Origin of the sequence: Paraburkholderia phenazinium (assembly GCF_900141745.1) — a bacterium.
In the GTDB taxonomy this organism is placed as follows: domain Bacteria; phylum Pseudomonadota; class Gammaproteobacteria; order Burkholderiales; family Burkholderiaceae; genus Paraburkholderia; species Paraburkholderia phenazinium_B.
Genome location: NZ_FSRM01000002.1, coordinates 2,550,459 through 2,576,224, shown reverse-complemented (window position 1 = coordinate 2,576,224; position 25,766 = coordinate 2,550,459). Strand labels below are relative to the sequence as shown.

24 protein-coding genes and 1 rRNA gene are annotated in these 25,766 nt (G+C 61.6%); 7 read left to right on the top strand and 18 right to left on the bottom strand.

Annotated elements, in window-relative coordinates; all coding sequences use genetic code 11:
- Positions 1 to 38 precede the first annotated feature (38 nt).
- The 10 genes from BUS06_RS31390 to BUS06_RS31340 form a co-directional block, all read right to left on the bottom strand.
- A 16S ribosomal RNA gene (locus BUS06_RS31390) occupies positions 39 to 1,569 on the bottom strand.
- 570 nt (positions 1,570 to 2,139) lie between these two features.
- Positions 2,140 to 2,700 carry a phosphonate degradation HD-domain oxygenase gene (locus tag BUS06_RS31385; protein ID WP_074268207.1) on the bottom strand — a complete coding sequence of 187 codons (561 nt, stop codon included), beginning with the start codon at positions 2,698 to 2,700 and terminating at the stop codon, positions 2,140 to 2,142.
- Between the two features lie 4 nt (positions 2,701 to 2,704).
- The gene (gene phnY, locus BUS06_RS31380) at positions 2,705 to 4,156 is read right to left on the bottom strand and encodes a phosphonoacetaldehyde dehydrogenase (RefSeq protein WP_074268206.1); all 1,452 of its coding nucleotides are present in this window, start codon (positions 4,154 to 4,156) and stop codon (positions 2,705 to 2,707) included.
- Positions 4,153 to 5,421 (bottom strand): phosphonoacetate hydrolase, encoded by a 1,269-nt coding sequence (phnA, locus tag BUS06_RS31375; protein ID WP_074268205.1) that lies wholly within the window; start codon positions 5,419 to 5,421, stop codon positions 4,153 to 4,155. The genes phnY and phnA overlap by 4 nt, the downstream gene beginning before the upstream one ends.
- Positions 5,422 to 5,443: 22 nt before the next feature.
- The gene (locus BUS06_RS31370) at positions 5,444 to 6,190 is read right to left on the bottom strand and encodes a phosphonate utilization associated transcriptional regulator (protein WP_074269405.1); all 747 of its coding nucleotides are present in this window, start codon (positions 6,188 to 6,190) and stop codon (positions 5,444 to 5,446) included.
- Positions 6,191 to 6,268: 78 nt separating this feature from the next.
- Positions 6,269 to 7,132 carry a 2-aminoethylphosphonate ABC transport system, membrane component PhnV gene (phnV, locus tag BUS06_RS31365; RefSeq protein ID WP_074268204.1) on the bottom strand — a complete coding sequence of 288 codons (864 nt, stop codon included), beginning with the start codon at positions 7,130 to 7,132 and terminating at the stop codon, positions 6,269 to 6,271.
- The gene (locus BUS06_RS31360) at positions 7,132 to 8,058 is read right to left on the bottom strand and encodes a 2-aminoethylphosphonate ABC transporter permease subunit (protein ID WP_074268203.1); all 927 of its coding nucleotides are present in this window, start codon (positions 8,056 to 8,058) and stop codon (positions 7,132 to 7,134) included. The genes phnV and BUS06_RS31360 overlap by 1 nt, the downstream gene beginning before the upstream one ends.
- Positions 8,036 to 9,133: a 2-aminoethylphosphonate ABC transport system ATP-binding subunit PhnT gene (phnT, locus tag BUS06_RS31355; RefSeq protein ID WP_074269404.1), complete on the bottom strand. Its 1,098-nt coding sequence runs from the start codon at positions 9,131 to 9,133 to the stop codon at positions 8,036 to 8,038. Before phnT ends, BUS06_RS31360 begins: the two co-directional genes overlap by 23 nt.
- Before the next feature lie 117 nt (positions 9,134 to 9,250).
- Positions 9,251 to 10,345 (bottom strand): 2-aminoethylphosphonate ABC transporter substrate-binding protein, encoded by a 1,095-nt coding sequence (phnS, locus tag BUS06_RS31350; protein WP_074268202.1) that lies wholly within the window; start codon positions 10,343 to 10,345, stop codon positions 9,251 to 9,253.
- Positions 10,346 to 10,898: 553 nt separating this feature from the next.
- The gene (locus BUS06_RS31340) at positions 10,899 to 11,654 is read right to left on the bottom strand and encodes a DeoR/GlpR family DNA-binding transcription regulator (protein WP_074269403.1); all 756 of its coding nucleotides are present in this window, start codon (positions 11,652 to 11,654) and stop codon (positions 10,899 to 10,901) included.
- A gap of 156 nt (positions 11,655 to 11,810) precedes the next feature.
- Between BUS06_RS31340 and BUS06_RS31335 the strand changes: the two genes are divergently transcribed.
- Both BUS06_RS31335 and BUS06_RS31330 read left to right on the top strand, forming a co-directional pair.
- Complete coding sequence (locus BUS06_RS31335) at positions 11,811 to 13,370, top strand: ABC1 kinase family protein (RefSeq protein WP_074269402.1); 1,560 nt, start codon at positions 11,811 to 11,813, stop codon at positions 13,368 to 13,370.
- Between the two features lie 127 nt (positions 13,371 to 13,497).
- Positions 13,498 to 14,379, top strand: a complete 882-nt coding sequence (locus BUS06_RS31330) for a DMT family transporter (RefSeq protein WP_074268200.1) — start codon at positions 13,498 to 13,500, stop codon at positions 14,377 to 14,379.
- A 46-nt stretch (positions 14,380 to 14,425) separates the two neighbouring features.
- Here BUS06_RS31330 and BUS06_RS31325 read toward each other — a convergent pair whose 3' ends face one another.
- Entirely contained in the window at positions 14,426 to 15,343 is a 918-nt protein-coding gene (locus BUS06_RS31325; protein ID WP_254369095.1) for a L,D-transpeptidase, read from the bottom strand.
- A gap of 435 nt (positions 15,344 to 15,778) precedes the next feature.
- On the opposite strand from BUS06_RS31325, the gene nadE reads away from it, so the two are divergent.
- Complete coding sequence (nadE, locus tag BUS06_RS31320) at positions 15,779 to 16,630, top strand: ammonia-dependent NAD(+) synthetase (RefSeq protein ID WP_074268199.1); 852 nt, start codon at positions 15,779 to 15,781, stop codon at positions 16,628 to 16,630.
- A gap of 149 nt (positions 16,631 to 16,779) precedes the next feature.
- Here nadE and BUS06_RS31315 read toward each other — a convergent pair whose 3' ends face one another.
- From BUS06_RS31315 to BUS06_RS31300, 4 genes are all read right to left on the bottom strand, one after another.
- Entirely contained in the window at positions 16,780 to 17,046 is a 267-nt protein-coding gene (locus BUS06_RS31315) for an RNA recognition motif domain-containing protein (protein WP_074268198.1), read from the bottom strand.
- Between the two features lie 481 nt (positions 17,047 to 17,527).
- Entirely contained in the window at positions 17,528 to 18,142 is a 615-nt protein-coding gene (locus BUS06_RS31310; protein WP_074268197.1) for a hypothetical protein, read from the bottom strand.
- A gap of 120 nt (positions 18,143 to 18,262) precedes the next feature.
- On the bottom strand, positions 18,263 to 19,918 hold the full coding sequence (locus BUS06_RS31305) for a S10 family peptidase (RefSeq protein WP_074268196.1): 1,656 nt from the start codon (positions 19,916 to 19,918) through the stop codon (positions 18,263 to 18,265).
- A 154-nt stretch (positions 19,919 to 20,072) separates the two neighbouring features.
- Positions 20,073 to 21,629, bottom strand: a complete 1,557-nt coding sequence (locus tag BUS06_RS31300; RefSeq protein ID WP_074269400.1) for a S53 family peptidase — start codon at positions 21,627 to 21,629, stop codon at positions 20,073 to 20,075.
- 307 nt (positions 21,630 to 21,936) lie between these two features.
- On the opposite strand from BUS06_RS31300, the gene BUS06_RS31295 reads away from it, so the two are divergent.
- The gene (locus BUS06_RS31295; RefSeq protein ID WP_074268195.1) at positions 21,937 to 22,443 is read left to right on the top strand and encodes a DUF1993 domain-containing protein; all 507 of its coding nucleotides are present in this window, start codon (positions 21,937 to 21,939) and stop codon (positions 22,441 to 22,443) included.
- A gap of 102 nt (positions 22,444 to 22,545) precedes the next feature.
- Here the strand turns inward: BUS06_RS31295 and BUS06_RS31290 are convergent, their stop codons facing one another.
- Together BUS06_RS31290 and BUS06_RS31285 are read right to left on the bottom strand one after the other, a co-directional pair.
- Positions 22,546 to 22,866 carry a YnfA family protein gene (locus BUS06_RS31290; protein WP_074268194.1) on the bottom strand — a complete coding sequence of 107 codons (321 nt, stop codon included), beginning with the start codon at positions 22,864 to 22,866 and terminating at the stop codon, positions 22,546 to 22,548.
- 137 nt (positions 22,867 to 23,003) lie between these two features.
- Positions 23,004 to 23,633: a LysE family translocator gene (locus tag BUS06_RS31285; RefSeq protein WP_074268193.1), complete on the bottom strand. Its 630-nt coding sequence runs from the start codon at positions 23,631 to 23,633 to the stop codon at positions 23,004 to 23,006.
- 134 nt (positions 23,634 to 23,767) lie between these two features.
- On the opposite strand from BUS06_RS31285, the gene BUS06_RS31280 reads away from it, so the two are divergent.
- Both BUS06_RS31280 and BUS06_RS31275 read left to right on the top strand, forming a co-directional pair.
- Entirely contained in the window at positions 23,768 to 24,232 is a 465-nt protein-coding gene (locus BUS06_RS31280) for an Lrp/AsnC family transcriptional regulator (protein WP_074268192.1), read from the top strand.
- A gap of 95 nt (positions 24,233 to 24,327) precedes the next feature.
- Positions 24,328 to 24,561 (top strand): hypothetical protein, encoded by a 234-nt coding sequence (locus BUS06_RS31275; protein WP_074268191.1) that lies wholly within the window; start codon positions 24,328 to 24,330, stop codon positions 24,559 to 24,561.
- A 304-nt stretch (positions 24,562 to 24,865) separates the two neighbouring features.
- On the opposite strand, the gene BUS06_RS31270 is transcribed toward BUS06_RS31275, so the two are convergent.
- A complete protein-coding gene (locus BUS06_RS31270) occupies positions 24,866 to 25,186 on the bottom strand; it encodes a DUF4148 domain-containing protein (RefSeq protein ID WP_074268190.1) in 321 nt (106 codons plus the stop codon).
- Positions 25,187 to 25,449: 263 nt separating this feature from the next.
- Here BUS06_RS31270 and BUS06_RS31265 point away from each other — a divergent pair, with 263 nt between their 5' ends.
- Positions 25,450 to 25,752: an ArsR/SmtB family transcription factor gene (locus BUS06_RS31265; RefSeq protein ID WP_074268189.1), complete on the top strand. Its 303-nt coding sequence runs from the start codon at positions 25,450 to 25,452 to the stop codon at positions 25,750 to 25,752.
- The last annotated feature ends 14 nt before the right edge of the window (positions 25,753 to 25,766 follow it).

Genomic DNA, 25,766 nt, shown 5'->3' with positions numbered 1-25,766 from the left:
TAAGCGTGAGCGCTCAACGTTTGACACGTTAGCTCGAGAAAGGAGGTGATCCAGCCGCACCTTCCGATACGGCTACCTTGTTACGACTTCACCCCAGTCATGAATCCTACCGTGGTGACCGTCCTCCTTGCGGTTAGACTAGCCACTTCTGGTAAAACCCACTCCCATGGTGTGACGGGCGGTGTGTACAAGACCCGGGAACGTATTCACCGCGGCATGCTGATCCGCGATTACTAGCGATTCCAGCTTCACGCACTCGAGTTGCAGAGTGCGATCCGGACTACGATCGGTTTTCTGGGATTGGCTCCCCCTCGCGGGTTGGCGACCCTCTGTTCCGACCATTGTATGACGTGTGAAGCCCTACCCATAAGGGCCATGAGGACTTGACGTCATCCCCACCTTCCTCCGGTTTGTCACCGGCAGTCTCCCTAGAGTGCTCTTGCGTAGCAACTAGGGACAAGGGTTGCGCTCGTTGCGGGACTTAACCCAACATCTCACGACACGAGCTGACGACAGCCATGCAGCACCTGTGTATCAGTTCCCTTTCGGGCACCCCCACCTTTCAGCAGGGTCCTGACCATGTCAAGGGTAGGTAAGGTTTTTCGCGTTGCATCGAATTAATCCACATCATCCACCGCTTGTGCGGGTCCCCGTCAATTCCTTTGAGTTTTAATCTTGCGACCGTACTCCCCAGGCGGTCAACTTCACGCGTTAGCTACGTTACCAAGTCAATGAAGACCCGACAACTAGTTGACATCGTTTAGGGCGTGGACTACCAGGGTATCTAATCCTGTTTGCTCCCCACGCTTTCGTGCATGAGCGTCAGTATTGGCCCAGGGGGCTGCCTTCGCCATCGGTATTCCTCCACATCTCTACGCATTTCACTGCTACACGTGGAATTCTACCCCCCTCTGCCATACTCTAGCCCGCCAGTCACAAATGCAGTTCCCAGGTTAAGCCCGGGGATTTCACATCTGTCTTAGCGGACCGCCTGCGCACGCTTTACGCCCAGTAATTCCGATTAACGCTTGCACCCTACGTATTACCGCGGCTGCTGGCACGTAGTTAGCCGGTGCTTATTCTTCCGGTACCGTCATCCCCTCAGGGTATTAGCCCAAAGGATTTCTTTCCGGACAAAAGTGCTTTACAACCCGAAGGCCTTCTTCACACACGCGGCATTGCTGGATCAGGCTTGCGCCCATTGTCCAAAATTCCCCACTGCTGCCTCCCGTAGGAGTCTGGGCCGTGTCTCAGTCCCAGTGTGGCTGGTCGTCCTCTCAGACCAGCTACAGATCGTCGCCTTGGTAGGCCTTTACCCCACCAACTAGCTAATCTGCCATCGGCCGCCCCTATAACGAGAGGTCTTGCGATCCCCCCCTTTCCTCCGTAGAGCGTATGCGGTATTAATCCGGCTTTCGCCGGGCTATCCCCCACTACAGGACACGTTCCGATGTATTACTCACCCGTTCGCCACTCGCCACCAGGATTGCTCCCGTGCTGCCGTTCGACTTGCATGTGTAAGGCATGCCGCCAGCGTTCAATCTGAGCCAGGATCAAACTCTTCAGTTCAATTCCTGTTACTGTTTTCGGTTCAATCAAGAACCGGTCGCTCACTCAACGTACTGACGAATTGTTCAATCATCTTGCGATGAAAAAACCTTCCTTTCATTACTGTGTGAGACTTGATACTTTCGCTTTCGCAGCAAACCCCGAAAGGCCCACCGCCGCGTCGCCATCAAGCGCCCACACTTATCGGCTGTTAATTTTTAAAGATCGGTTACGCATTCACCACCAAACCGGCACCGCGTTGCATCACCTTCACAACCCTTCGGTACCGCTTCGTTCTGCGTCGCTGCATCAGCAGCAGAGAAACGAGATTATGAAGAACTTCCGCTACGTCGTCAACAGGTTTTTTGCACCAGCCTGACCTGCCCAACCCGCCGAAAGCCTTGCCACTGCTGGCTCTCCCGCTCCCCGCGCTCCGCTGTCCGAAGCGCGAAAGAACGAGATTCTAGCGACCCAGCACATGGCTTGCAAGCGCTATTTGCACACTAGGAAAGGGACGTGAAAACGCAGCCGCGAACGTAAGCGACGCTTACATCACAGGGCCACCATAACCACAGAAATGAAGTACCCCGATCACGCCGTAGCGTGCGTCTCCATCACCCGTTCCACGACATCCAGGTAATGATCCACATCAGGGGTCGCGCGGTTCGCCTCTTTGGCGAGATCGTCCCAGCGGCGCACGCGTAGCGCATCTTCCGCAAAGGGTTTGTTGAGAAATTCATCCGCTTCCTGCCTGCTGAAGATGCCGCCCTGCAATTCAAGACTGCGCACAGAATCAGCCGAGAGGCGTCCAAAGTACGTATCGTCGATTGCGCACAGGCAACGCTTCGCGTCGACGTGCAGACGAATCGGCTCCAACACCGCATCCGGCAATACAGGACGCAGAAACGGCAACGCAAAATACTGATGCAGATCGTCGATACCGCGTGCGGTAGGCGTCTCGCCGAAGCGGTTCAGCAAATGCCCAAGATCATGCAGGAAAGCAGCAGCGACCAGTTCATCGCTTGCGCCCTCCTTTTCAGCCAGCGCCCCACTCTGCAGCGCGTGCTCCAGCTGCGTCACCGGTTCGCCGCTATAGGCGACGTTGCCGTACTGCTCAAACAATGTACGAATATCATGAAGACTCAAAGCCACAACATCACTCCCAAGGTAATGAAAACGTCTTGAGGTTGGTAAAGCTCTTCATGGCTTCCTGCACCCCTTCCTTGTAACCCAGGCCCGAATCCTTGATGCCGCCGAACGGCGTCAACTCGATCCGGTATCCCGGTACTTCCCACACATTCACCGTACCGACCCGCAATTCGTTGATGAATCGCGTGATCGCATCCTGACGGTTCGTACACACGCCCGACGACAGACCGAACACCGTGTCATTGCTGATCCGGATCGCGTCGTCGAGCGTGTCGAAGGTAATGATTGGCGAAACCGGCCCGAAGGTCTCTTCGCGAACCAGAGACATAGCCGGGTCCACCCGGTCGATAACAGTCGGCGCATAAAGCGCACCCGAGCGCTGGTTGCCCGTCAGCAAACGCGCGCCTTGGGCCGCCGCCGCGTTGACGCGCGCTTCGAAAAGCTGCGCTGCGGCCTCATCGATAACGGTACCCATCTGATTCGCAAGATCGAACGGGTCACCGTAGGACCATGCACGCGTCATTTCCACCACGCGTTCGGTAAATTCCGCGGCCACGCTCTTTTGCACGAGCATGCGCTTGACAGCCGTGCAGCGTTGACCCGAATTTTTGTAGGATCCCTGAACAGCCAGCGTAGCCGCGCGGTCGAGGTCAGCGTCTTCCAGCACGATCAACGGATCGTTGCCACCCAGCTCTAGCACAACGCGTCGGTACGCTGCTTTCGCAGCAATATATTTGCCAATCGCCACGCCGCCCGTAAACGTCACCAGTTCCGCAAGCGGATGCGTAATCAGTTCATCGGCGATTTCGTGCGGGTCCCCGGTCAACACCTGCAGCATCGGCTCCGGCAAACCCGCTTCATAAAGAATATCGGCCAGGTAGAAAGCCGATAGCGGCACCTTTTCCGACGGCTTCAACAAAACACGGTTATTGGTCGCGATGGCCGGTGCAATCTTGTGCGCCACCTGGTTCATCGGGTGATTGAACGGCGTAATCGCGACGATCACGCCCGCCAGCGGTTCACGCTGCGCGAACACCCGACGCTTTTTACCGTGCGGCGTCAGATCGCATGAAAAGCTCTGGGCATCGTCACGCAACGCTTCGATCGCCGCGAACTTGAATACATCGGCCACACGTCCGATCTCGTACCGCGTGTCCTGCTTCGACAGGCCCGATTCGAGCGAGATCAGATCCGAAGCCACCTCGGCGCGCTCACGCAGCAAAACCGCCGCACGCTCGAGAATCTGTGAGCGCTCGTAGCGCGTGAGCTTCGACTGATAAGCGCCGGCGTACTGAAACGCCGCGCGCACATCATCGACGCTTGCCAACGACACCGTGCCGACGCGCAATCCGGTGTACGGATCGAACACGTCGAGCGTGCGTTCGCGCAAACAACGCTCGCCCTCAAGGCGCAGCGCTTCGACGCGAAACGCGGGATGGTCCGTCAGCACCGCGTTCATGATGCCGCCACGTGGTTCAACGCGAGGTCGAACACGTCGAAGTTTCGCAAGCGCTTGCCGTCCGTAAGACCCTGAAGATGCCGGTTAAAAATCAACGGCACTTCCTGCTCGGAGATGCCACCGTGTGAACGAAGCGGCACGGTGAGGCCCGAAAGATCATGCTCGTCGCGCCGCGTGCCGAGCACCACATCGCGCTTGCTGACCACGACAATGTCGCCGACGCGGTCATTCGGCAACTCGAAGCGCTCACACGCCGCGCGGTTGTCCAGCACGACCTCCACGCCATCCAGACCGCCAATCCGTTCGATCACCTGCCTCGCGTTCACATCGTGCGGCAGATAGATGGTTGCAAACGAGCCCAGCGCGCCGTGGTGGACCACATAAGGATCCGTGATGGGCAGAATCACCCGAGCCTTGCGTGCGCCCAGCCATTCGTCCATCACGTCCTGCAGATAGATCACATTAGGCTCGCCAGTCTGCGGATTGTGCTTCGCGTTCATGCCGTGATCGGCCGTCAAACCGATCACCCAGCCAAGCGCATCAAGCTGTGCAAGATAGCGATCCATCATCGCGTAGAAATCGTTCGCGCCCTGGGTACCCGGCGCCCACTTGTGCTGAATGTAGTCGGTGGTGGACAGATACATCAGATCGAGCTTGCGCGTTTCCGCAAGACGCACGCCCGCGGCGAAGACGAATTCGGACAACCCCGCGCTGTACACATCGGGCACTGGCAAACCGACCAGATCGAGCACATCCGCGATGCCGTTGTCTGCCAGCGTCACCGTATCCGCCTTCTCTGCCGAGAAACAGATGCCCTTCAGTTGCCAGCCAAGCAGACGACGCAACTTGTCCTTGGCCGTCACTACAGCAACCGCAGCACCCGCTTGCGCCGCCGCTGCCAGCAACGTTCCGGCGCGCAGGTAAGCGGGATCGTTCATCATCACCTCCGCGCCCTCGCCGCCATTGGCCTGCGGATCCCAGAAGTAGTTGCCGCAAATGCCGTGCACCGAAGGCGGCACACCGCAAACGATCGACAGGTTATTCGGGTTGGTGAACGAAGGAATCACGCAATCGCCCTTGAGCGCGGTGCCCTCTTTCATCATCTTGCCAATAAAGGGAGCGACGCCCGCGGCAACCGCCGCCTCGAGGTAGTCGTACTCGCAACCGTCGACGCACACCACGACCACCGGTTGCGACGACGACAGCCGGTAAGCACGGCCATTCACCTCGATGCTGCGCTCGCTCTGCTCGGACTGAATAGACATCGTTTCCTTCCTTGCGCGTCGATTACGCGCGTTCTGCGTCGATTGGAACTGACGACGGCACCAGCACACTGCGTTGTCCAGCCGACTCACAGGCTTCGTGCGCGCGCTGCAACCCACCGTTGACATGCGCATGCATCAGCGCAGCAGCGCGATCGGCATCGCGCGATGCCAGCGCCTTCAGGATGGCGCGGTGCTCGGCCAGCGAGCGCTCCATCGCGTCGGCATGCACCACCAGCGCGGCGCGCCGGAACAGACTCAACTCACCCACGAGACGCCGGTACGTCTCATACAGCTTGCCATTACCCGCCGCCGCCACGATGCCGTCGTGAAACGCCACATTGGCCCGTGCGTAGGCGTCGTGATCCTGCGCGTCGAGCGCGCTGCGCATGGCGTCGATCTGCATGCGCAAACCCGCCAGTTGCGCCGCGTCGATGCTCGACGCCAGCATCCGGCACGCGGCCTCTTCAAGCACGGCCCGCACGGCATAAATCTCGTCAGCTTCCGCGAGCGACACCACCCGCACGAACACGCCACGATTCTTTTCGGTCGTGACGAGTCCGGCCTGCTCGAGCGCGCGGAACGCTTCGCGCACCGGCCCTCGCGAAACCTGTAGCCGCGCGGCCCAGTCGGCCTCGTTGAGCTTCGCGCCGGGCGCCAACACGCCTTCAACGATGTTGCGCTCGATCTCGTCGCGCACCAACGCGGTGAGCGAATGCCGGCGTACGACGTCAATCGGATCGGCGGCTGCTGTTTCCATATTTTCGGTCATTTCGACATTTTTTGCCACATCAACGTGCGTTGAACGCCGACTTGACGTTCAACACCGGAAGTCAGGGCAATCCGCGGGTCAGTCGGCCCGGCGGCGCGGAATCCGTGCGGCGATCAACAGCAGCGCCGCGAGCGAGACAAGCAGCAGAATCAGCGAGAGGGCCGAGGCCGGCAGGTAATAGCCGCGCTCGACCTGACCGACCACGACGATCGGCACCGTCGCAAATCCCGGCGGATACACGGTCAGCGTGGCGCCCAGTTCGCCAAGCGAAAGCGCGAAACCGAGCGCGAGACTCGCGCGGATGGCCGGCACCAGTTGCGGCAGGACGACCCGGCGCAGCACCATCGACGGCGGCGCGCCGAGGCTGGCAGCCGCCTCGCGCAGGATGGTCAGTTCCGGGCGCAACGCCGCGGCGGCACATCGGTAGCAGAACGGCAGGACTAGCGCGAGCTGCACCAGCACCACAATCGCGGCCGAGCTCGACAGATCGAGCGGACGTTTGTGATATGCAATCAGCACCGCCAGCCCGAGCACCACGCTCGGCACCCCGTTGGGCATCATCGCGATCGTATCGACGAACGCACCGAGCCCGCGCCGATCGCGCCCTTCGAGCGCCAGCGCCAGCCAGAGCCCGAGGATGGTGCCAAGCACCGCGACGCCGAAGCCGATCTCGAGACTCGTACTGAGCGCATCGAAATCGCTCGAACCGAGGCGCTCGAACCAGCGCATGCTGAAACCGTCGGGCAAGATCGTGCCGGACCAGTGAGCGGCCACGCTCGATAGCGCCACCACCACCACCGGCAATACGAACAGCCAGAAGCACAGCAACGCGGCGAACGCCATGAAGGCACCGCCTGCGACGCGCGTGGCGAGGCTACGCTGCACCGGACGCGCACGCTTGTGCATGACCGGCAAGACAGTGGGATCCAGTTCGACGGCCATTACCGTGCTCCTCTAACCTTGCGGCGGTTGACCTGGCGGTACAACGCATACAGCGACAGAGACATCATCAGCATCACCACAGCGCCGGCCGCGGCGGTCGGCAGATCCAGGTCGACGGTCGCGGAACTGTAGATGGCAACCGGCAGCGTGATCAGATGCGCGCTGCCGAGCACCAGCAAAATGCCAAACTCGTTGAGCGTCAGCAGAAAGCACAGGATCGTGCCGGCTGCAATGCCCGGCCATGCAAGCGGCAGGATCACCTTGAACGCCACCATCAAGCCATTCGCGCCGAGACTGCGGGCGGCTTCGATCAGGCGCATGTCGAGGGTCGCGAACGAGGCGAGCGTCGGGCGCACCACGAATGGCGCGTAGAACACCACTTCCGCGAGAATCACGCCGCCCACGCCGAACAGGAAATCGAGCGGCGGCGCCTGCAGATGAAAGAGCCGCTGCAAGCCGATGCTGACCGAACCTTGCGAGCCGTATAAAAAGATCAACGTGAAGGCGACAAGGAACGACGGAAAGGCAACGAACAGTTCAAGAAAACGCGTGACGAGCCGCGCGCCGGGAAACGGCTTGAAGAACAGCATCGACGCGAGCGCCACACCGAGCAGCGACGCCAGACCCGCGCTTGCGAACAGGATCCACAGCGTCGTGCCGACCACGCCGCGCGTGTCAGGATTGCTGAAAAACGCCGCGTACGCCTGAAAACCGAAGCCGCCATGCGGCCCGGTCAGACTCAACAACAGCAGCCGCACCAGCGGATAGATCACCAGCGGTCCGAGCACCACCACGGTGAGGAACACCAGTTGCCACTGCGCCGCACGTTCTCGACGGCGTACCGCAGCCGCGTGCGAAGCGAAGGTGGCCGCGCGCCGCGCGTCGCCGAGCGCGTCGGGACTATCAGGGGTTGATAAGGACGACATCGTCTGCCTCATAGCGCAAGGAGATACGCGCGCCCTTCTCGGGCAGCATGCCGTGGCCGCGTTGCATCGTGACGAGCACGGGCTCGCTGGGCATCGCATCGAGCACGACGGACACCGACAGCACCGCGCCATACCACTCGACCGAGCTGATCATGCCGTGCAGATGCCCTTCGCCGAGCGGCACGATCCGCAGCGCTTCGGGACGCAGGCAGGCCACCCGCTCACGTTCGTTGTAGCGCGAATCGCCGAGCGGAAACGCGACGTGCGGCGGCAGCAGATTGGCTGCGCCGAGATAACGCGCCACGAAGCCGTCGTTCGGTTGATCGTAGAGTTGCTGCGGTGTGCCGAGTTGCGCAATGTGACCTTCGCGCATCAGCAGCGTACGGTCGGACAACACCAGCGCGTCGTCCTGATCGTGCGTCACGCAAACAATGGTGAGATTCGGCAGACGCTCATGCAGCGCCTTCAGTTCGGAACGCACCGAGGCGCGCAGATTGGCATCGAGTGCGGAAAGCGGTTCGTCGAGCAACAGCACATCCGGCTCGATCACGAGCGCACGCGCGAGCGCCACGCGCTGCTGCATGCCGCCCGACAATTGTGCCGGCATGACATGGCCCGAATCGCCAAGCTGCACGAGCTTCAACGCATCCGCCACACGGCGGGCGATCTCCTTGGACGATTCACGACGCGCGCGCAAACCGAACGCTACGTTCTCGAACACCGACAGATGAGGAAACAGCGCATAGCTCTGGAACAACAGGCCGAGATTGCGCTTGTGCGGTGGTACATGCGTGAGATCGTGACCGGCCACCGTCAAGGTGCCGGCGAGACCATCCGCTTCGATGAATCCGGCGATGAAACGCAACAACGTCGTCTTGCCGCACCCGCTGCGGCCGAGCACAGTCAGCAATTCGCCGCGCTCGATGTTAAGCGACAGGTCATCGAGCACCGTGCGCGTACCGAAACGCACGGTCAGATGCTCGATCTGCACGCCGCCCGGCGTGCCCGGTTGCGCCGCAGCGAGCGCCTCCGGTGAGGCGCCGAGCGCGCCAGGGGCAAGAGTTGCGGTATTCACCGGATTCATCCTCCAACTAGGGTCTTGCGGGTGAAGACCTCGCGGCGCGCGTGTGGCGGGTCAGCTCAACAGCATGGGCCGGCCGTCACGCGTCCTGCGAGGCGTACTACAAGCGATTTACTGCGCCGGCTTGACGACTTCCACCTGCTTGCCGGAATCGCCGATCACGTCGTTCTTCCAACGTGCGGTCCAGTCAGCCTTCTTCGCCATGACCTGGGTCCAGTCCACCGGAATCAGCTTCACGCCGGCAATCGCCTGCTTCACCGCTTCGCCGTTCTTGCCGGCCAGCGGCACGTCAGTGCGGCCCGGAATGCCGAAGATATCCGGCACCTTGGCCTGCACGTCCTTCGACATCAGGTAGTCGATCAGCTTCTTGCCTTCAGCCTGGTTCGGGCCGTTCTTGATCAGACCGATCGCGTACGGCAACTGGAAAGTCGTCGGCTTGCCGCCCGGCGCTGCTGCCAGGAAGATCGGCTTGAGCGACAGACCGCCATTGGCCTGGTCGTCCAGATCCATCTGCAGGTCGCCGTTGGCGAGCGAGATTTCGTTGCGCGAGAGCAGCACGTCGAGGTAGCCGGTGCCCTTGGTGTGGAACTTGGCGCTCGCCTCGAGCTTCTTCAGATAGTCGAACGCCTTGTCTTCACCCATCAGCGAAGTCGTCAGGATGATCACGGCCATGCCGTCGCCGGCGGTCGCCGGGTTCGAGTAAGCGATCTTGCCCGTGTAATCCGGGTGCAGCAGATCGGCGAACGTCTTCGGTTCGGTCTTCACGACATCCGGATTGATCGCGAACGAGAAGTAGTTGTTCACGAAGGTCGCCCACGTACCATTCGGCGCCTTGGCGATGGCCGGCACGTTCTTGTAGTTGGCGCTCTGGTATGCCTGCAGCAGACCGGCCTGATCCGCCTGCTGGATGAACGGCGGCAACGTGACGAGCACGTCGGCCTTCGGCGCATCCTTTTCGATGGTCGCGCGATTCACCACTTCACCGCTACCCGCCGTGACGATATTGACCTTGACGCCTTCCTGCTTTTCAAAGCCCGGCAGCACGTCCTTGTAGAGGTTCTCGAGGCCATCGGCCGTGTACAGCACGACTGCGTCGGCGGCATGGGCCGGCAGCGCAGCGCCGCCGAATGCAGCAGCCGCAACCAGTGCCGGCAAGGTTTTGCGGACAATGCTGGCCGTCGCGCGAAGGTGATTCGTCTTTTTCATGTCGCTCTCTCCGAAAGGCAAAAAACCAGACGGTCGGGATAACCCGATACCTGTTGTGATTTGACGGCGGTAGCGCCGCGCCGATTGAATTCGCCCGCAGCGGCTGTCAGGTTCGTGCGATTGCAGATTGCTGACAACCTTGCTGCTTCTTTCCAGCCAGACTTACAGCCAACCCGACACTTTGGCGCTGCCTGCCTTGCCTGAACGGGCACGGCAAGGATTGCAGGTTTGCGTGACAGCGCCGTGACCATTCTGGCAATTTCCAACAAACGACACAATTCGCCAATAATATGCAAACGGAGATTGTTCAAAGCAGTGCGTCGAGAAGCCCTGCCCAATCCATTCGACGATATCGCCGCAGTATGTCAGCGGCACGGCAAGCACCTGATTACCGACGCGACGCATTCGCCCCTCGCATTGCCGCAAACCGGCGGGCGCACGGGGCTCCAGTGAGGCGCCCAGGCGCGCGTTTTTGAGCTTGAACGTCAGACGAAAGCGCAGCACCCGGGTAAGTGGCACGCTGATACCGTGCGTCGCGATCAGACAAACGACGTCACGCAATCAGCAGTTCCGGCCCGCGCGTGGCGATAGCCTTGGCAAGCGTGCGGTCCGGTGCGAGTTCGGTCACCAGATAACGGGTGCTTTCGAACCCGTTGATCCGCACCGGCGTGACACGCCCGAACTTCGAATTGTCCGCTACCACCACCGCCAGGTTGGCGGCAGCGATCATCCGGCTGCGCACTTCGGCGGCCATGCGCGTGTAGTCGGTCAGCCAGGCATCTGCGGAGATGCCGCCTGCTCCGACAAAGGCGAAGTCCGCGTGATACTGCGTCAGCTGATAAACCGTGTCGAGGCCGAAAGTGGCGTCCTCGTTCTCCGAGAGCTCGCCGCCCAGCAGGGTGACCCGGTTCTCGTTGCGACGGCCAAGCAGCAGCGCGATACGCCAGTCGTTCGTATAGACGGTGAGCCGGTGGCGCCCCGTCAGCGCCCGCGCGACGGCCTGGGTGGTACTGCCCGAATCGATGATGAGCGATGCACCGTCCGGCACCAGATCGGCCGCGCGCTCGCCGATCGCCCGCTTCGCGCCGGCATTGGCCGCTTCGCGTACATCGAGATCGGGTTCGCGCCGGTCGCCCGACAGCGCGCCGCCGTGGGTGGTCACCACCAGGCCGCGGGCGGCCAGCGTATTCAGATCGCGGCGGATCGTTTCGCGCGACACATTCAGTTCGCGTACCAGCTCAGCCACCGACAGCGCGCCATTTTTGGTCACTTGCGCGAGGATGTACTGATGACGTTGTTCTGCAAGCATCGATAGACGGCCGGCGAGCGGCACATATAGGTTCAGGAGGCCGCGGTATTGTAGTACGCGATCGCCCTGAGCGCTCCCCTATTCCCGCGCTTCCCTGCTAACCTGACGGTCCAGGTAGCGCGTCGCCCGATGCGCGCCGCGTCTTACGATCTACTCATGCCGCCATTGCTTCGCCGGTCACTGCTGCTTTTCCATGCGCTGCGCTTCGGCGCACGCCTGATCTGGCTCGCCGCGCCGCGTGAGCACAAGCTTCACTGGATGATCACGCTCGTGAAGCGTGTGCATGCAACCGAGGGTGGCCGCGATAGCCTGCACAGTTTGCTGCCCACGCTCGGGCCGCTCGCCAGCACGTTCATGCAGTCACTGGCCGAACGCCCGGAACTCGCCACCGGCACCCTGCACGATGCCTTCGACGCGATCGGCCGCATGGAAGCTCCGCTGCCGCCGCATGAGGTCGAGCCGGCGCTGGCCGGCGCGCTCGGACGACCGCTCACCGGGCTCTTTACACGCGTCGATCTGCTGCCGGCACGCAGCGGCTTCGCCGAACAGACCCACCTCGCCCGCCTCGCCGAACCGGTGAACGGCCACCGCGATATCGCGATCAAATTCGTGCGCGCAGCGCAGGTCGAACAGATCGGCGACGAGTTGGCGCTGCTGCGCTGGGTGGCGCGCTGGCTGGAAAAGTTTTCCCGCGACGCGCGTCGCCTGCAGGTCCGCGCGCTCGCCCAGTCGTTCACCGAAGACGTGCTGCGGCGCTTCGACCTGCGCGCCGAAGCCGCCAATCTGAGCCAGACCGGTCATCATTTCGATGGTGACAAGCGGCTGGTGGTGCCGGACGTGATCTGGGACCTGTGCACCGCGCAGACCCTGGCGGTGCAGCATCTCGACACGGTGAGCGCGACCAATCTGCCAGGGTTGCTCCAGCATCGCATCAAGCTCGCGCCGCTTGCCACCCACATCGTCGAAGTCGTCACCGAGCAGGCATTCGAGCACGGCTTCTTTCATGCGACTTTCGATGCCGAGCATGTGCGCGTCAGCGTCGAACCCGAGACGCTCGGGCGAATCGTGCTGGCGCAGTTTGCGGTGATGTCGAGCCTGTCCTCGCACGAACGGGAATTCTTCGTGCATGGCGCCACCGCCATGTTCGAACAGGACTACGGCCGCCTTGCCGACCTGCATCGCGAGGCCGGCCACGTCGAGTCGACGACGCGCACGGAAGTGCTGGAAGCCGAGCTGCGGCGGCGCAGCGAGGCGCATTTCGCCGCGGAACCCGAAGACCGCACGGCAGGGGCGCTGTTTCATCATCTGCTGCATGCGGTGCTGCCCTTCGAAGGCGGCACCGTCTCACCCCGGCTGGCCACCGCCCAGCGCTCGTTCCAACAGGCCGAAGCGCTGGCACGCGCGCTGCATCCCGGCGTCGATACGTGGAATGTCGCGCGCACGGTGCTGGCCGGCATCGCGCAGCGCGACATCGACCATCGCGGCTGGATCAAGCGCATCGCGCAGGAAGTGCCGCATCTCGCTCACATGCTGCCGCGCCTGCCACAGCTCGCGGTGCGCTATCTGCAACGTCAGCACGATGCGGCGGGCTCCCGGCAGCATACGCAATTGCTGCGCGAGATCGGCATCGAGTACCGGCGTACGAGGTTTTTGCTGTGGGCATGCGCCGTGTGCGGAGGCCTGCTAGGAGCGGGAGCGGTATTGCTGACGCGGTAGGGCTATGCGACGGTGAGGCGGCAAAGCGCGGTGAACCCTCGTTGCGCCCAGAGTGCAGCCTCGAACAAGACACGCCTGACGCACCGCGCAATACTGCGAGCCTTTTACGCCGCTGCTCACGCTGTCCATGCTCGCTACCCTCATCGCTGCTGTCTTTGTCGTGCTCTGGTCGACCGGCTTCGTAGTCGCCCGCGCAATCACGCCGTTCGCCGATCCCAACCTGTTCCTGCTCGCTCGCTTTGGCGGCACTGCCCTGCTGTTCGCGCTGGCCGCGGTTCTCGCGCGCGCCGCCTGGCCGACGGGACGCGACCTCGGCAAACATCTGTTGGCCGGCGCATTGCTGCAGGGAGTCTATCTCGGCGCCGGATACTGGGCCGTCGCGCAAGGTCTGAGCGCCGGCGTGATGGCCTTGCTCGGCGCACTGCAGCCGCTACTGACTGCGGCCGTGGCGGTCCCGCTTTTCGGTGAGCGTCTGTCGCGGCGCGGCTGGGCCGGCATGGGGCTCGGACTCGCAGGCGTCGTGCTCGTGCTGCAGCCCAAACTCAGCGCGGCTGCGCCGCATGCCTCTCACGTAGCGCACGGCAACGCACCGAGCTGGCTGGTGGTCGCCGTGTCGATTCTGGCGATTGGGGCAATCACGGCAGGTACGCTGTTTCAGAAGACTTCGCTCGCGCGGGCCGACATTCGCAGCGCCAGCGCCGTACAGAACTTCGGCGCCGCCGCCGTAGCGGCAGTCCTCGCGCTGGCGCTGGGCGAGCATCGCTGGGTCGCCTCGCCCACTCTCTGGGGGTCGCTTGCCTGGGGCATCGTGATGCTTTCCGGCATCAGCGTGACGCTGCTCGTGTGGATGGTCCGGCGCGGCGACGCCGCGCGGGCCACCGCACTGATGTTTCTGGCGCCGCCTCTTGCGGCGATCGAAGGATATATCGGCTTCGGCGAAACACTGCTGACGGTGCAGATCGCCGGTTTCGTGGTCGCGCTGCTGGGGGTGTTGCTGGCCCGTTCGTAGCGCAGTTTGCGGAGCGGAGTGTGGCCCGTCTTTCTGGCCGCACACCTCAGTCAGCCGTGTCCCCCGCGGCCGGCACTTTCGCACGAGCTTTACTGCCTGGCGCCGGCGACCATGCGGGGCGCGCTTTGCGCTCCGAATCGACGACAACGATGTAACGGCCCGCCCACGGCGTCACCTGGCGGTCCGAATGCAGCACCCAGAGCGGCTTGCCCGACTCCACCAGCGCCTCGTATTCCGCATCGAGAATACCGTAGTGATCGAGAAACACGTTGAGCGACGCGGGAATCCGCACACAACCTTTCGAATGACGGACACCCAGCAACGGTTCAAGCCTGTCAGGATCGGTCGCATGCATCTGGAATCGCATCTGCGACATACCGCCCTTGCCCCAGCCGCGTTCGCCCTGCGCCCAGCCGAGATCGAAGATCCGCATGTCGCGTTTGCCGTAGCCGCGAATGCCGTTCTCGTTCATCGTGCCTTCAGCGCGAAAATCCATGTTGTCGGGGGTGTGCTCGAACACGCCCAGCGGCGTAATGAAGTGATCGAACTCGCCTGGCCGGCCGGTCGCGACCGGTGACGCACCGATCATCAGCCATTTGTCGGATGGCGTCGCACGGAAATAGATGAAGAGCGCCTGAACGTTGGCGTTCCGATCGACCAGCACGACATACTCGCCCGACAGATTGCCAAGCTGATTCTGTTCGAGCGCCGTCTGAAGACGTTGGCCGTATTCCTGTTGCGCCGCTGCGGGCACGTTCAAACGACGCGTGACATCGCGCGCGAACATTGCACGCAGCAGCAGCGCCCGATGAGGATCCACCACGCCTGCCGCGTCCGGTGCCGCGACTGCGGAGGCTGTGATATCGGCCGGCGCAGCAGGCTCGCTCTTTTGCTCGCCGGCCGCGAAAGAGAAACTGTAAGTTAAAACAAATAATGCGCTGACTAATGCGGCAGCCCGCAATATGGCATTTGTCGCGACAACCAGTTTGTCACCTGATTTGGCAACCGCTGCACGGCATGTATCCCTGACGTGTAACGCCCTCTCAGCGGCGTTTCGATTAATTTCTACCCAATGGATCGCGTCACTTTCCGCGGGCTGGTCGAGCCGTTTTTTTTCGTTCATCGCGTGTTTGAGCAAACCTGCTTATCATTACCCGCCAAGCGGCTCATGCAGCGTACAGATTAACAGGATACTACTCAGGACATCCGTTACTGTCGATAACAGCGCTACCCGATTTCAACAGGCGATCCATTGAATAGGCGAAATTGGCGCAACGACGCGTGAGCGTATTTAAATCCACGGTCGAAGTGAGTTTAAACGGAAAATCCGCCGTTAAACTGGCAACGGGAAGTGCGCCCGCCCGCATACTTTGAGCAATCCATTTGCAGGGGAAGAAACATGACGCAACACGATCCGGTCGAACGGCAACGGCTTATCGCCAGGGAGATGCATGTCACGGACAGTTTCGTGGCCGAAGAGGAGATCGAGCGGCGTATCGCCTTCCTCGCGCGCTACCTGCGAACGAGCGGTCTGAAGACGTATGTGCTCGGCATTAGCGGCGGCGTCGATTCGACGACGGCCGGGCGTCTCGCGCAGCTTGCCGTCGAGCGCCTGCGCACAGAGCAGTACGCCGCACATTTCGTTGCGATCCGGCTGCCTTATGGTGTGCAGCAAGACGAAGCGGATGCGCAGCAGGCACTCGCCTTCATTCGCGCCGACGAAACACTGACGATCGATGTCAAGCCGGCGGCCGATGCCATGCTCGCGTCGCTGGGCACAGCTGGCATCCCGTTCACGGACGATGCCCACAAGGATTTCGTGCATGGCAACATCAAGGCGCGGCAACGCATGATTGCGCAGTATGCAGTGGCGGGGGCACGTGGAGGCGTCGTGATCGGCACTGACCATGCGGCCGAATCGGTGATGGGCTTCTTCACCAAGTTCGGTGATGGCGGCGCGGATATCCTGCCTCTCGCCGGCCTCAACAAACGCCGGGTGCGAGCAGTGGCCCGCGCGTTAGGCGCCCCTGATTCGCTCGCGCACAAGGTGCCGACGGCCGATCTGGAAATGTTGCGCCCGCAACGTCCTGACGAAGATGCCTATGGCATTCCGTACAACGACATTGATGATTTTCTGGAAGGCAAGCCGGTCAGCGCTGCGGCTCGCGAGACGGTGCTGCGCTTCTATGAAAACACGCGTCACAAACGCGCGTTGCCTTATACGCCGTTCGACTGGCCTGAGCAGGCGTGAACGGACGGGGTGCGCGTGCGATGCGGCGCGCCGCAACCGGGTGACGGTTGCGGACCTCTGGACTATCCGCCGCACACAAGCGAAGCCGCAGACGTTCCCGACACCCCAGGCGTTGGCGAAGGCCGCAACGGATTCAAGGATCGAACCGCTCAGCCTGCGGGCGGTTCCTCTTCCCGGAACAACTCGCTGCTCACTTCCAGCGGCAACCCCGCCAGATGCTTGCCGTGCAGTTCCCGAGCGATGACCTCGCCGACGTACGGTCCATCCGTCTCCAACTCGACGGTCGCGTTCGCTTCAGGCGTCCCGATCTCATGAACCGTTACGCTTTTCGCGTAGTGCCCCAGTTCATGCTCGAGAAACTCGCGAACTTGCTGCTCGGAGCATGATTCGGCGATATTCCGGACGAACAGGTTCATGGCGGCGTTACCTCAGCGCCCGCGGCGCTCCGTGCTACGTATGCGTACCGGCTGAAGGCTCGCGCGTTTCCTGGTTTGCGCGGCAGCACTCATGATGAGGGCTGTCCCAAGTACAGCCAATGACAGATAAAAGGCAATCATTTGAAATCTCCCCTTCGAGTTTCGTCCTGTTACCAGGATAGACAGAAGCGCTCGCAAATCCAATACCACACGTTGCTATGAGCAAGTTCGATTCCCGCTATCCCGCCAGCAGTCATGCTGACCGGATCACGCTGGAAAGCGAAATAAACTGTTGACGGGTATCGGTCATTACGGACGTTGTCAAAAGCCACCAATGCACTGTACCTGAATAAACGCAAACAAAAATACCTATACACGCGCTGTTTGGCCCAACCGCAACGTTTTTGGGCCAGGCGCACAGAAGAACGGGGGAAAGCGGGAGGGAGAAGTAGCCGGCCTGACGCATCGTGCGAGCGGTGCGTCAGGGCTCGCTATCGCGGGTGCCGGTCGCGACGTTGAGACCGCTCACATCGCACGAGTCCCGGCCGAATCCCGCATACGCGGCAGACCAGTTGCCGACAATGGCAGCCTGCGCGACGCTCAGGCTCATCTTGCCTTCGCACACGCACCGTTTGAGATGCACGACGAAACGTGCCTTGCGACGCTCGCCACTCGTCCCGGCCCACGGCAGCAGATCGAGATTGGCGGGCGCATCGGGCGAACCGCCAAGCAGGACCGGCACGCGGCGGTCGATCGCATAGTCGGCCCCGGCGTCCGTATCGATACCGCGCTCGGCGAGCAGATGGGCCTTGTGCTGCATCATCACATCGAACGGAGGCGACACGGCGTCCGCATAATCCGGGCGGCAGATCGTATCGGCAATCGATTGCTGGGTGACGCGCTCATCCAGCATGGTGGCGTCCTGCGCGGCCGCCTCGCCGGTGCGCAGTCCCGCAAGCGCACCGAACACCACCACCGCGCCCAGACGCAATACCCAGGCGGCACGACTGTCATAGGCGCCTTTCAGCGCGCGCAAAATATGAAATTGTCTACTGCGCAGCGATCCGCCACGTCTGCCTGCCTTTCCTTGATTCATTCGGTGGCGCGCCAGGCCTTGGCGCGGAATGGTTAAATTCGCAGGGCAATTAAAGCACACTCGGTATCGCGGTGGAAAATCGGCGCTGACCGGCAAGCACCTGGTCAGCGCCGAAACCGCCTAGCTCGGCCTGCGAGCCTGCAAGTCGCGAATCCTGGCCACCGCGGCTGTGTTCGACACCGTTGCCTCATACATCCTGGCCAGATCCGCTTTCAGCGCCGTACGCGAAGCGCCGTCGAGATAGACCATATGCCCAGAGGGATAGAAACGCGCGGACAGGTTCTGACGCACCTGCGGGCTGACGAGCGGCATCTTCTGCAGATCGATCACGGTCTGGTAAAACGGCGTGACGAAATCGAAGAAGCCGTTCGCCGACAACACCTTCAGGTCCACATTGAGCGCCATGACCGCAGCAAGATCGCCCGCGGTGTACAGAATCACGTTGCCCTTCGCGTCCACGCCCTTTTGCGCGCCGGTCGGATCGATATGGCTGAAGTCCCAGTACTGGAACGCCTGGTCGTTCAGATCCGTGAACGCCGAATTCGACGTATAGAGCAACTGCTCGTTGAGATAGACGTTCCACATGCTTGTGTAGACGCCTGTCACTGCCGTCATGGTCGGGTCGTTGCCGCCCGAGTTCGGGTCGATTTTCCCCGCGATGCCGGTTTCGATCGCGGTCACCCGGCCGTCATATTCCCCGAGCGCAAGCCCCTTCGATTTCAGCAGCGTGGTCAGAAACAGCGAGTTGCCACGGCTGTCATAAGCCGCAATGTCGAGGCTCCATGCGAGCAGCGTCGCCTTGTCGATGCCGGTGTATTCGCTCAGCTTCTCGACTGTCGCCGCATCCGTGGCGGGCACCTTGCGCAAGGCGGCGAGATAGTCCGTGCGCGAGAACTGGGCGACCTCCTCGGCGAACGCGCCGAGATCGGTCGGAGTGGGCGCAACGCCGAGCTTCTTGTGATACCACGCATCCGCGGCGGCCGTCGGCAAGGCGCCGACCGGATTGCCGGACTGCGTGTAGTCGAGTATCGACGACTGCAGCGTAATGCCGTTCAGATCGACGCCATCTTCGTGCAGCATATAGGCCAGCACGCAGCTGCGGGCCGTACCGTACGATTCACCGTAAAGATACTTCGGCGAATTCCAGCGGTTGTTCTTCGTCAGAAAGCGCTTGATGAACTGCTTGATCGAGGTGGCATCCTGATCGACGCCCCAGAAATTGCGGTTCGTGCTGGGCGCGATTGCCGCCGAATACCCCGTGCCGATGGGATTGATAAAAACCAGATCGCTTTTGTCGAGCAGGCTATCGGGATTGTCTTCCAGCGTATAGGGTGCGGGCGGCGTGAAACTCGGCATTGCCGTCTTGATACGGCGCGGCGCAAACGAGCCGAGCAGCACGAATACCGATGACGACCCCGGGCCGCCATTGTAGAAAAAGGTAACCGGGCGCGTTTCTTCCTTCTGGTTGTCCTCCGTGAAAGCCACGTAGAACATCTTGGCGTTGGGTACCGAGCTGCTCGGATCCACTGTCACCAGGTGACCCGCCGTCGCGGTGTAGGCAATCTTGCGACCGCCGATCACAATCGAATGCTTCGTGATCGCAGCATTCTCGGTGGTATCGGTGACGGAATCGTTAGGTCCGTTGCCATAGGCAACAGGATCGAAAAACGGTTGATCTCCTGACTTGTGCGCCGCGGTCGTGGCCGCCTTGGCGGGAGCAGCATGAGAATTGTGGGACGACTGCGGACTGCCGGAAGCTGACTCGGTGTTGGTCATGATCGCTCCATCTCGTTTTACGTCATTTTCGTCATCTAGGCGTCATACGGACGCTGTCTCGAACCACGCACCACCTTCTTTGCAATAACCTTCGCAACAACAACACCGCAAGCACACGCCAGGTTCATCGGGCGCGTGCTTGCGAGACTACAGACTATAGTGCCGCAGCGATCTTCTGACCATTGGGGCTGCCAAGTCCGGTACACGCATCCCAGCCCGCCGAAGCAGCATACGAGCCGTTGTTGCCTTGCGTGATGTCGTTAAACGCGCTCGTCGCGGCATACAGCTTCGGATTGACGAAGCCGACTGGCGAACCGTTAGCCGCGTTGATGCGGGCAATCAGCGCGGCCCACAGCGGCGCCACCGCGCTCGTGCCGCCCACTACCGTTTGGGACCCATCGATCAGCACGTCATAGCCGGTCTCCGGCGACGCGTCTCCCGCTACGTCGGGCACGCCACGCCCTGTCAATGCCGTCTTCGCACCGGATGCATTCGTGGAAGACAAACCCTCTTGCCAGGTCGGGACGGGAAATGCGGTACTCACACCGCCACCGCTTGCGCCGCCCTGGCTACCGTCGTTCCACACCACCTCCTGGGAGATCTTTGTTCCCGAGGCCGTCAGCTTGGTCCCGCCGCATGTCAGCACGTACGGACTCGAGGCGGGAAAATCGACCACATTGCCACTCGTGCCGTCGCTCGAACCGCTATCGCCGGAGGCCACGCAAACTGTCACGCCCATGGTTGCTGCGGATTGCAGCACGCTGTTGAACGCCTGCTGCGACTGCGCTGTCCATGACGACTCCGGGCCGCCCCAACTGATCGAGATGACCGACGGTTTGTTGGTCGTGTCGTGAACCGCGTTGCTCACGGCGTCGATAAAACCGGTGTCGGTATTGGGCGTGAAATAGACCGCGATTTTCGCGCCTGGGGCGATTGCACCGACCACCTCGATATCGAGCGACACCTCGCCGTCCGGACCGCTCGCGTCGCCGGTGGGCTTGTTCTTGCCTTTGTCGACACTCACCGCGACCACGGTAGGCGCAGTCACGCCGAGATTCGAAAAATAGGTGCTCAGATCGGACGTCTCATAGCCGCCGCCAAGCTCGATAATGCCGACGCACTGGCCGCTACCGTCGCCTTGCGGGTATTGATACAGCGCCGCGACCTGCAGCGGTGTGAACGCACCCGAGGCTTGTGCATTGGCGGAACGGATCGGCGGCCGGATGCGGAAATGCGGACGCGCCTGCGGCCGGTTATCGAGCCCGAGCACGGCTGTCACGACGTTCGCAAGGTTGCCGGGCAAGCTGATGACGCCGGTTCGGCCGCGATACTGGCCGATTGATTGATGCTCGTAATGATGCAACTCGACGTCGAAGGCGGCCTGAAACTGCGCAATGGTGCCGGAAAGCACAATAGTGCGGGCAGCGGGATTCTCACGCTCCACGGTCAGGCCCGATTGTGCTGCGAAGGCCTTGACCTTCTCGATATCTTCCGCCGCAGCACCGAACTCTTTGGCGAAGGCTTCGCGTGATAAAGGCTTGACGCTGGAGTCGCCCGCTTCGATCCTGGCGATCAACGCGTCGAATTGCTCCTGCGCGTGACGGCGCAGGACGACGTGGACTTCGATCCGTTCAGCCGGATCGCATTGCCCGATGAGTTTTGAACCTTCCGCTACCGTGCGCTCACTTCCTTGCAGGGGATGCTTGGCCATAGTTTCGATACTCCTCGGTGCGCCGCCGTGCGGCTGCGCGTTGGTCCCGGCGGGCATGCGCCTCGTGACACATTCAGGTTGCAGCGCAACCCGCGCAGGGTTCTGGTTGCATGGACATCATCAAGCCGTCCGACAGATCCATTCGAACACAGTTCCAGCGCGCGCAACAGTTGTCCGGATGGCTATGTCCTGGATGCGTCACGCGGGCCGCGCTATGATGCTGCAGCGGCGAACCAGTCGTTACGTTGTCTCGTGCGGCAATCCCGCACGTGCGTCAGAGAATCTGAGCGAATCAGGGGAAAGTTCCATGTCAATTTCGATGTATCAAGCCTCCGTGCCCGTGCTGGTGCGCGGTCTGACCTGCCTGCAAAGCATTCTCGGCAAGGCCGAGGCGCACGCGGCAGAAAAGCAGATCGACCCGTCAATTTTTGTCAGCGCCCGGCTCTTCCCGGACATGCTGCCGCTCGTGCGTCAGGTCTATATCGCGACCGACACAGCCAAGGGCTGCGCCGCACGTCTCGCTGGCGTGGAGCCGCCCAAGTACGACGACGTCGAGGTGACGTTCGAAGAGCTGCAGGCTCGTATCCAGAAAACGATTGATTACCTGAAGGAATTCAATGCGGCGCAGATCGACGGCTCGGAAGAACGCACCGTCACGCTGAAAATGCGCCACGGGCCGGTTGAGTTCACAGGCCTCAACTATCTGCTGCAGTTCGTGTTGCCGAATTTCTATTTTCACGTCACGACGACGTATGACATCCTGCGTCACAACGGCGTCGAACTCGGCAAACTCGACTATCTCGGCGCACGATAACGCCAGTTGTTAGAGTCAGCCGGTGAAGGGGCTGCCTGGGCGGAGCGTCAGGCGTGCCAGGCAGCTACTCACACGGCATAGAAAGTCGTGCCGGCCGCGCACTCAAACACGCGGCTGGAATGCGATGATCCCCATCCCAGCCAGCGTGAACGCGACTCCGGCCAGATCCCAGAGTGTTGGCCGCACCTGCTCGACGCACCACAGCCACAAGATCGCCACCGCGACGTACACACCGCCGTAAGCGGCATACACACGGCCGGCGGCCGCGCCATGCAACGTCAACAGCCACGCAAACGCGGCAAGACTGAGCGCGCCGGGTATGAGCAGCCATGCGGAGCCGCCCTCTTTCAGCCAGCGCCACGGCAGATAGCAGCCGAGAATCTCGGCGACGGCGGTCAGGACGTACAGCAGAAAGGTCTTCATTCAACGGCGAGGTTTTGATGGTGATTGGTTATGGACAGACCACGGCGCGCGAGGCGCGCTCGAGTCTATCGCCTTTATTAACATAATCACCTCACTCACGGCACCCCGGCCATGTGCAATCAATGGCGTACGCGCGGCTAGTCAAGCGACAGACGCAACGCGAAACCGATCAAGGCAGCGGAGAACGTCCAGCGCTGCAGTGTTTGCGCGAGAGGATGCGAGCGCATCCAGCCTGCAATACGCGCAGCGCCAATCGCACAGGCTATGTCGAAACATGCGCCGATAGCGACCAGGATCACGCCAAGTTCGATCATCTGCAACGCGACCGGCCCTGCTTCCGGCCGCACGAACTGCGGCAGCAGCACCGAGCAGAACAGCAGCGCTTTAGGATTCAGCAGATTGGTGAGCAGGCCTTTGACGAAGGCGGTCCGCAGCGGCCGCGGCCCACCCGTCGCGACGCCGCCCTCGGGCAACGCGAACACCGGCGAGCGGAAAATCTGTACGGCGATCCATGCGAGATAGACGGCACCGCCGTACCTCACCACCTCATAGAGCCATGGCGCGCTACGCAGCAGCGCCGCGACCCCGCACGCCGACAGGGTCACATGGGTCGCCCGTGCGAGGCCGAGGCCGCCCGCGGTAGCAAATCCGGTGCGTGCGCCGCGTCCGATGCTTGTCTGCAGCAAGAGCGCCATGTCCGGCCCTGGCACCGCGTAGACGATAAGCAATGCAGCGACGAAGACGATCAGAAGGTGCGCGGAAATCATAGGAGCCTCACGTTTATCAAGGCTCTATCTTGCTGTCGAAGTACGAGGGTTTTCTGGCGATTTACATAGACGAATCTCAGTACGCTGGTGGAATGCGCTAACATGCCGGAATCCAGCAGATCTTTCCCCTCTCGATGGACGACCTCGATAAAATCGACCGCGCGATCCTGGCCGCGCTGCAAAATGACGGCCGCATATCCAACGCCCGGCTGGCCGAGGTTGTCGGCCTCAGCGAGACCCCTTGCGCTCGTCGGCTAAAGCGTCTCGAGAGCGCCGGCTATATCGAGCGGTACCGGGCCATGCTGTCGCGTTCGGCGCTCGGCTTCGGCGTAGTCGCGTTCGTTTATGTTCGCTTCGCGGTGCACGATCGCGCGGTGGCGACCCGCTTCGAGCACGAAGTGCAGGCGATTCCCCGCATCCTCACGTGTCATAACGTGTCGGGCAGCGCAGATTACGTGCTGCAGGTGGTGGCGCGCGATCTCGACGACTACGGCACGTTCATGCGTGACGAACTGCGCAGCCTGCCGGGTGTGACGTCCGTGGAATCTTCGCTGTCGCTACGCGAAATCAAGTCCAATGGCGGCCTGCCATTCGTCTGATCCGTGGCATGGTGCGCGCCGCCCACCAGTCGTGGCATAGTCGCCGGTACGGCACGGCATGACGTTCTCGCCGGATGAACCACGGAGTTTTCTCGATGAATCACGAACAGGCGCGAGCCGAAGAATCGCGCGCGATGGAGCGCGTACTGACTGCCACACAACGCGTGCAGTCGGCTTTCACTTCCCTGCAGTCGCAATTTCCGCCCACCGGCGAGGGGCGCCCCTCGCAATTTGCGCTGCAGACCTTCGACGCGGCACTGCAGGAACTGGAAGATGCGCAAGCAGCGTTCGATGAATTGCTCGGAGATCTGCTTGACGGCAACCGGTGAGTGGCTTAGCTGTCGCAATCTTGCGTAGCCGCTGAGATTCGCGCGGTGGAGGAGGCTTTGGATCGCGTCCCCGCCCGCCGCGAATTCGGGTGGCGCCGGCGGGCTTGACCGTTAGTTGCGTTCATGCGCCTGCCCTACTCCCTCTAATCCACGCTTGACGACCCGTCCATCACCTACTTGCGCGCTCGCCCTCCGTCCGCGTCATGCCGAGCGCCCGCAGGAAAAAGGGCGATTGATGCACGTGCTAAAACAGGCGTCGTTGTGAAGCACAAGTGAAGCACAACGCGCCCGCCCTTACCCGCTTTTACTGACTCGCAGCCTGACCGGCCCCCGCCTTCTTCTCCGCGTTCTGCAGGTCTGTCGGATAGTTCGGATCATTGCGCGATGGGTTATAGCCGTTCGCCTCCAGTTTCTTCAATTCGGCGTTTTTCTTCGCCCGCGCCTGCTTGCGCGCCGCCTTTCGCTGAGCCTTGGTGGTTGCCGACGCCGGGGTCGCCGGCGCAGCTGCCGCGGCGCTGTCCGAAGCGCCCCCGCTGCTTTGGGCGAACACAGGTGCGGCCGATCCGATCATGAGTGCGGCCGATGCGAGGAGGACTGCCATTTTCTTCGAAGGTGAAAAGGTCATTGTTTATCTCCAGTCGAATGCAGGATTTAAAAGCCATATCTCGTCGATGCTTCATACGATTCCCAATCAAACCTCAGCATGGGAACCGTCAATGTATCCGAATACGTGGCATCGCGCCCCCGATCTGCGGGCGTCAATCAACCTCATCAACAGTAGTGGCTTGACGTATATCGCAAATATCCGATATATAATTCGCCCCGTTGCGATGCAGATGCCGGCCCGCTTCGGCCCCTGCACCGCTGTTCATGATTGAAACCTCACTGATGACCATCGACATCGACGCGATCCACAAGGCGCTAGCCAATCCCATCCGCCGCGAGATTCTGGCGCGGCTGCGGGACCCGCAAGCGCACTTCGCCGATCAGGAGTTGCCGCTCGATCACGGCGTGTGCGCCGGCAAGATCGACGCGAGTTGCGGACTGTCGCAGTCCACCGTGTCGGCGCACCTGGCCGCATTGCAGCGCGCCGGCCTCGTCACGTCGAAGCGGGTCGGCCAGTGGGTGTTTTTCAAACGCAACGAGCCCGTCATCCAGGCGTTTCTCGAGCACATGAACACGGATCTCTGACACGTGCGTCTGCC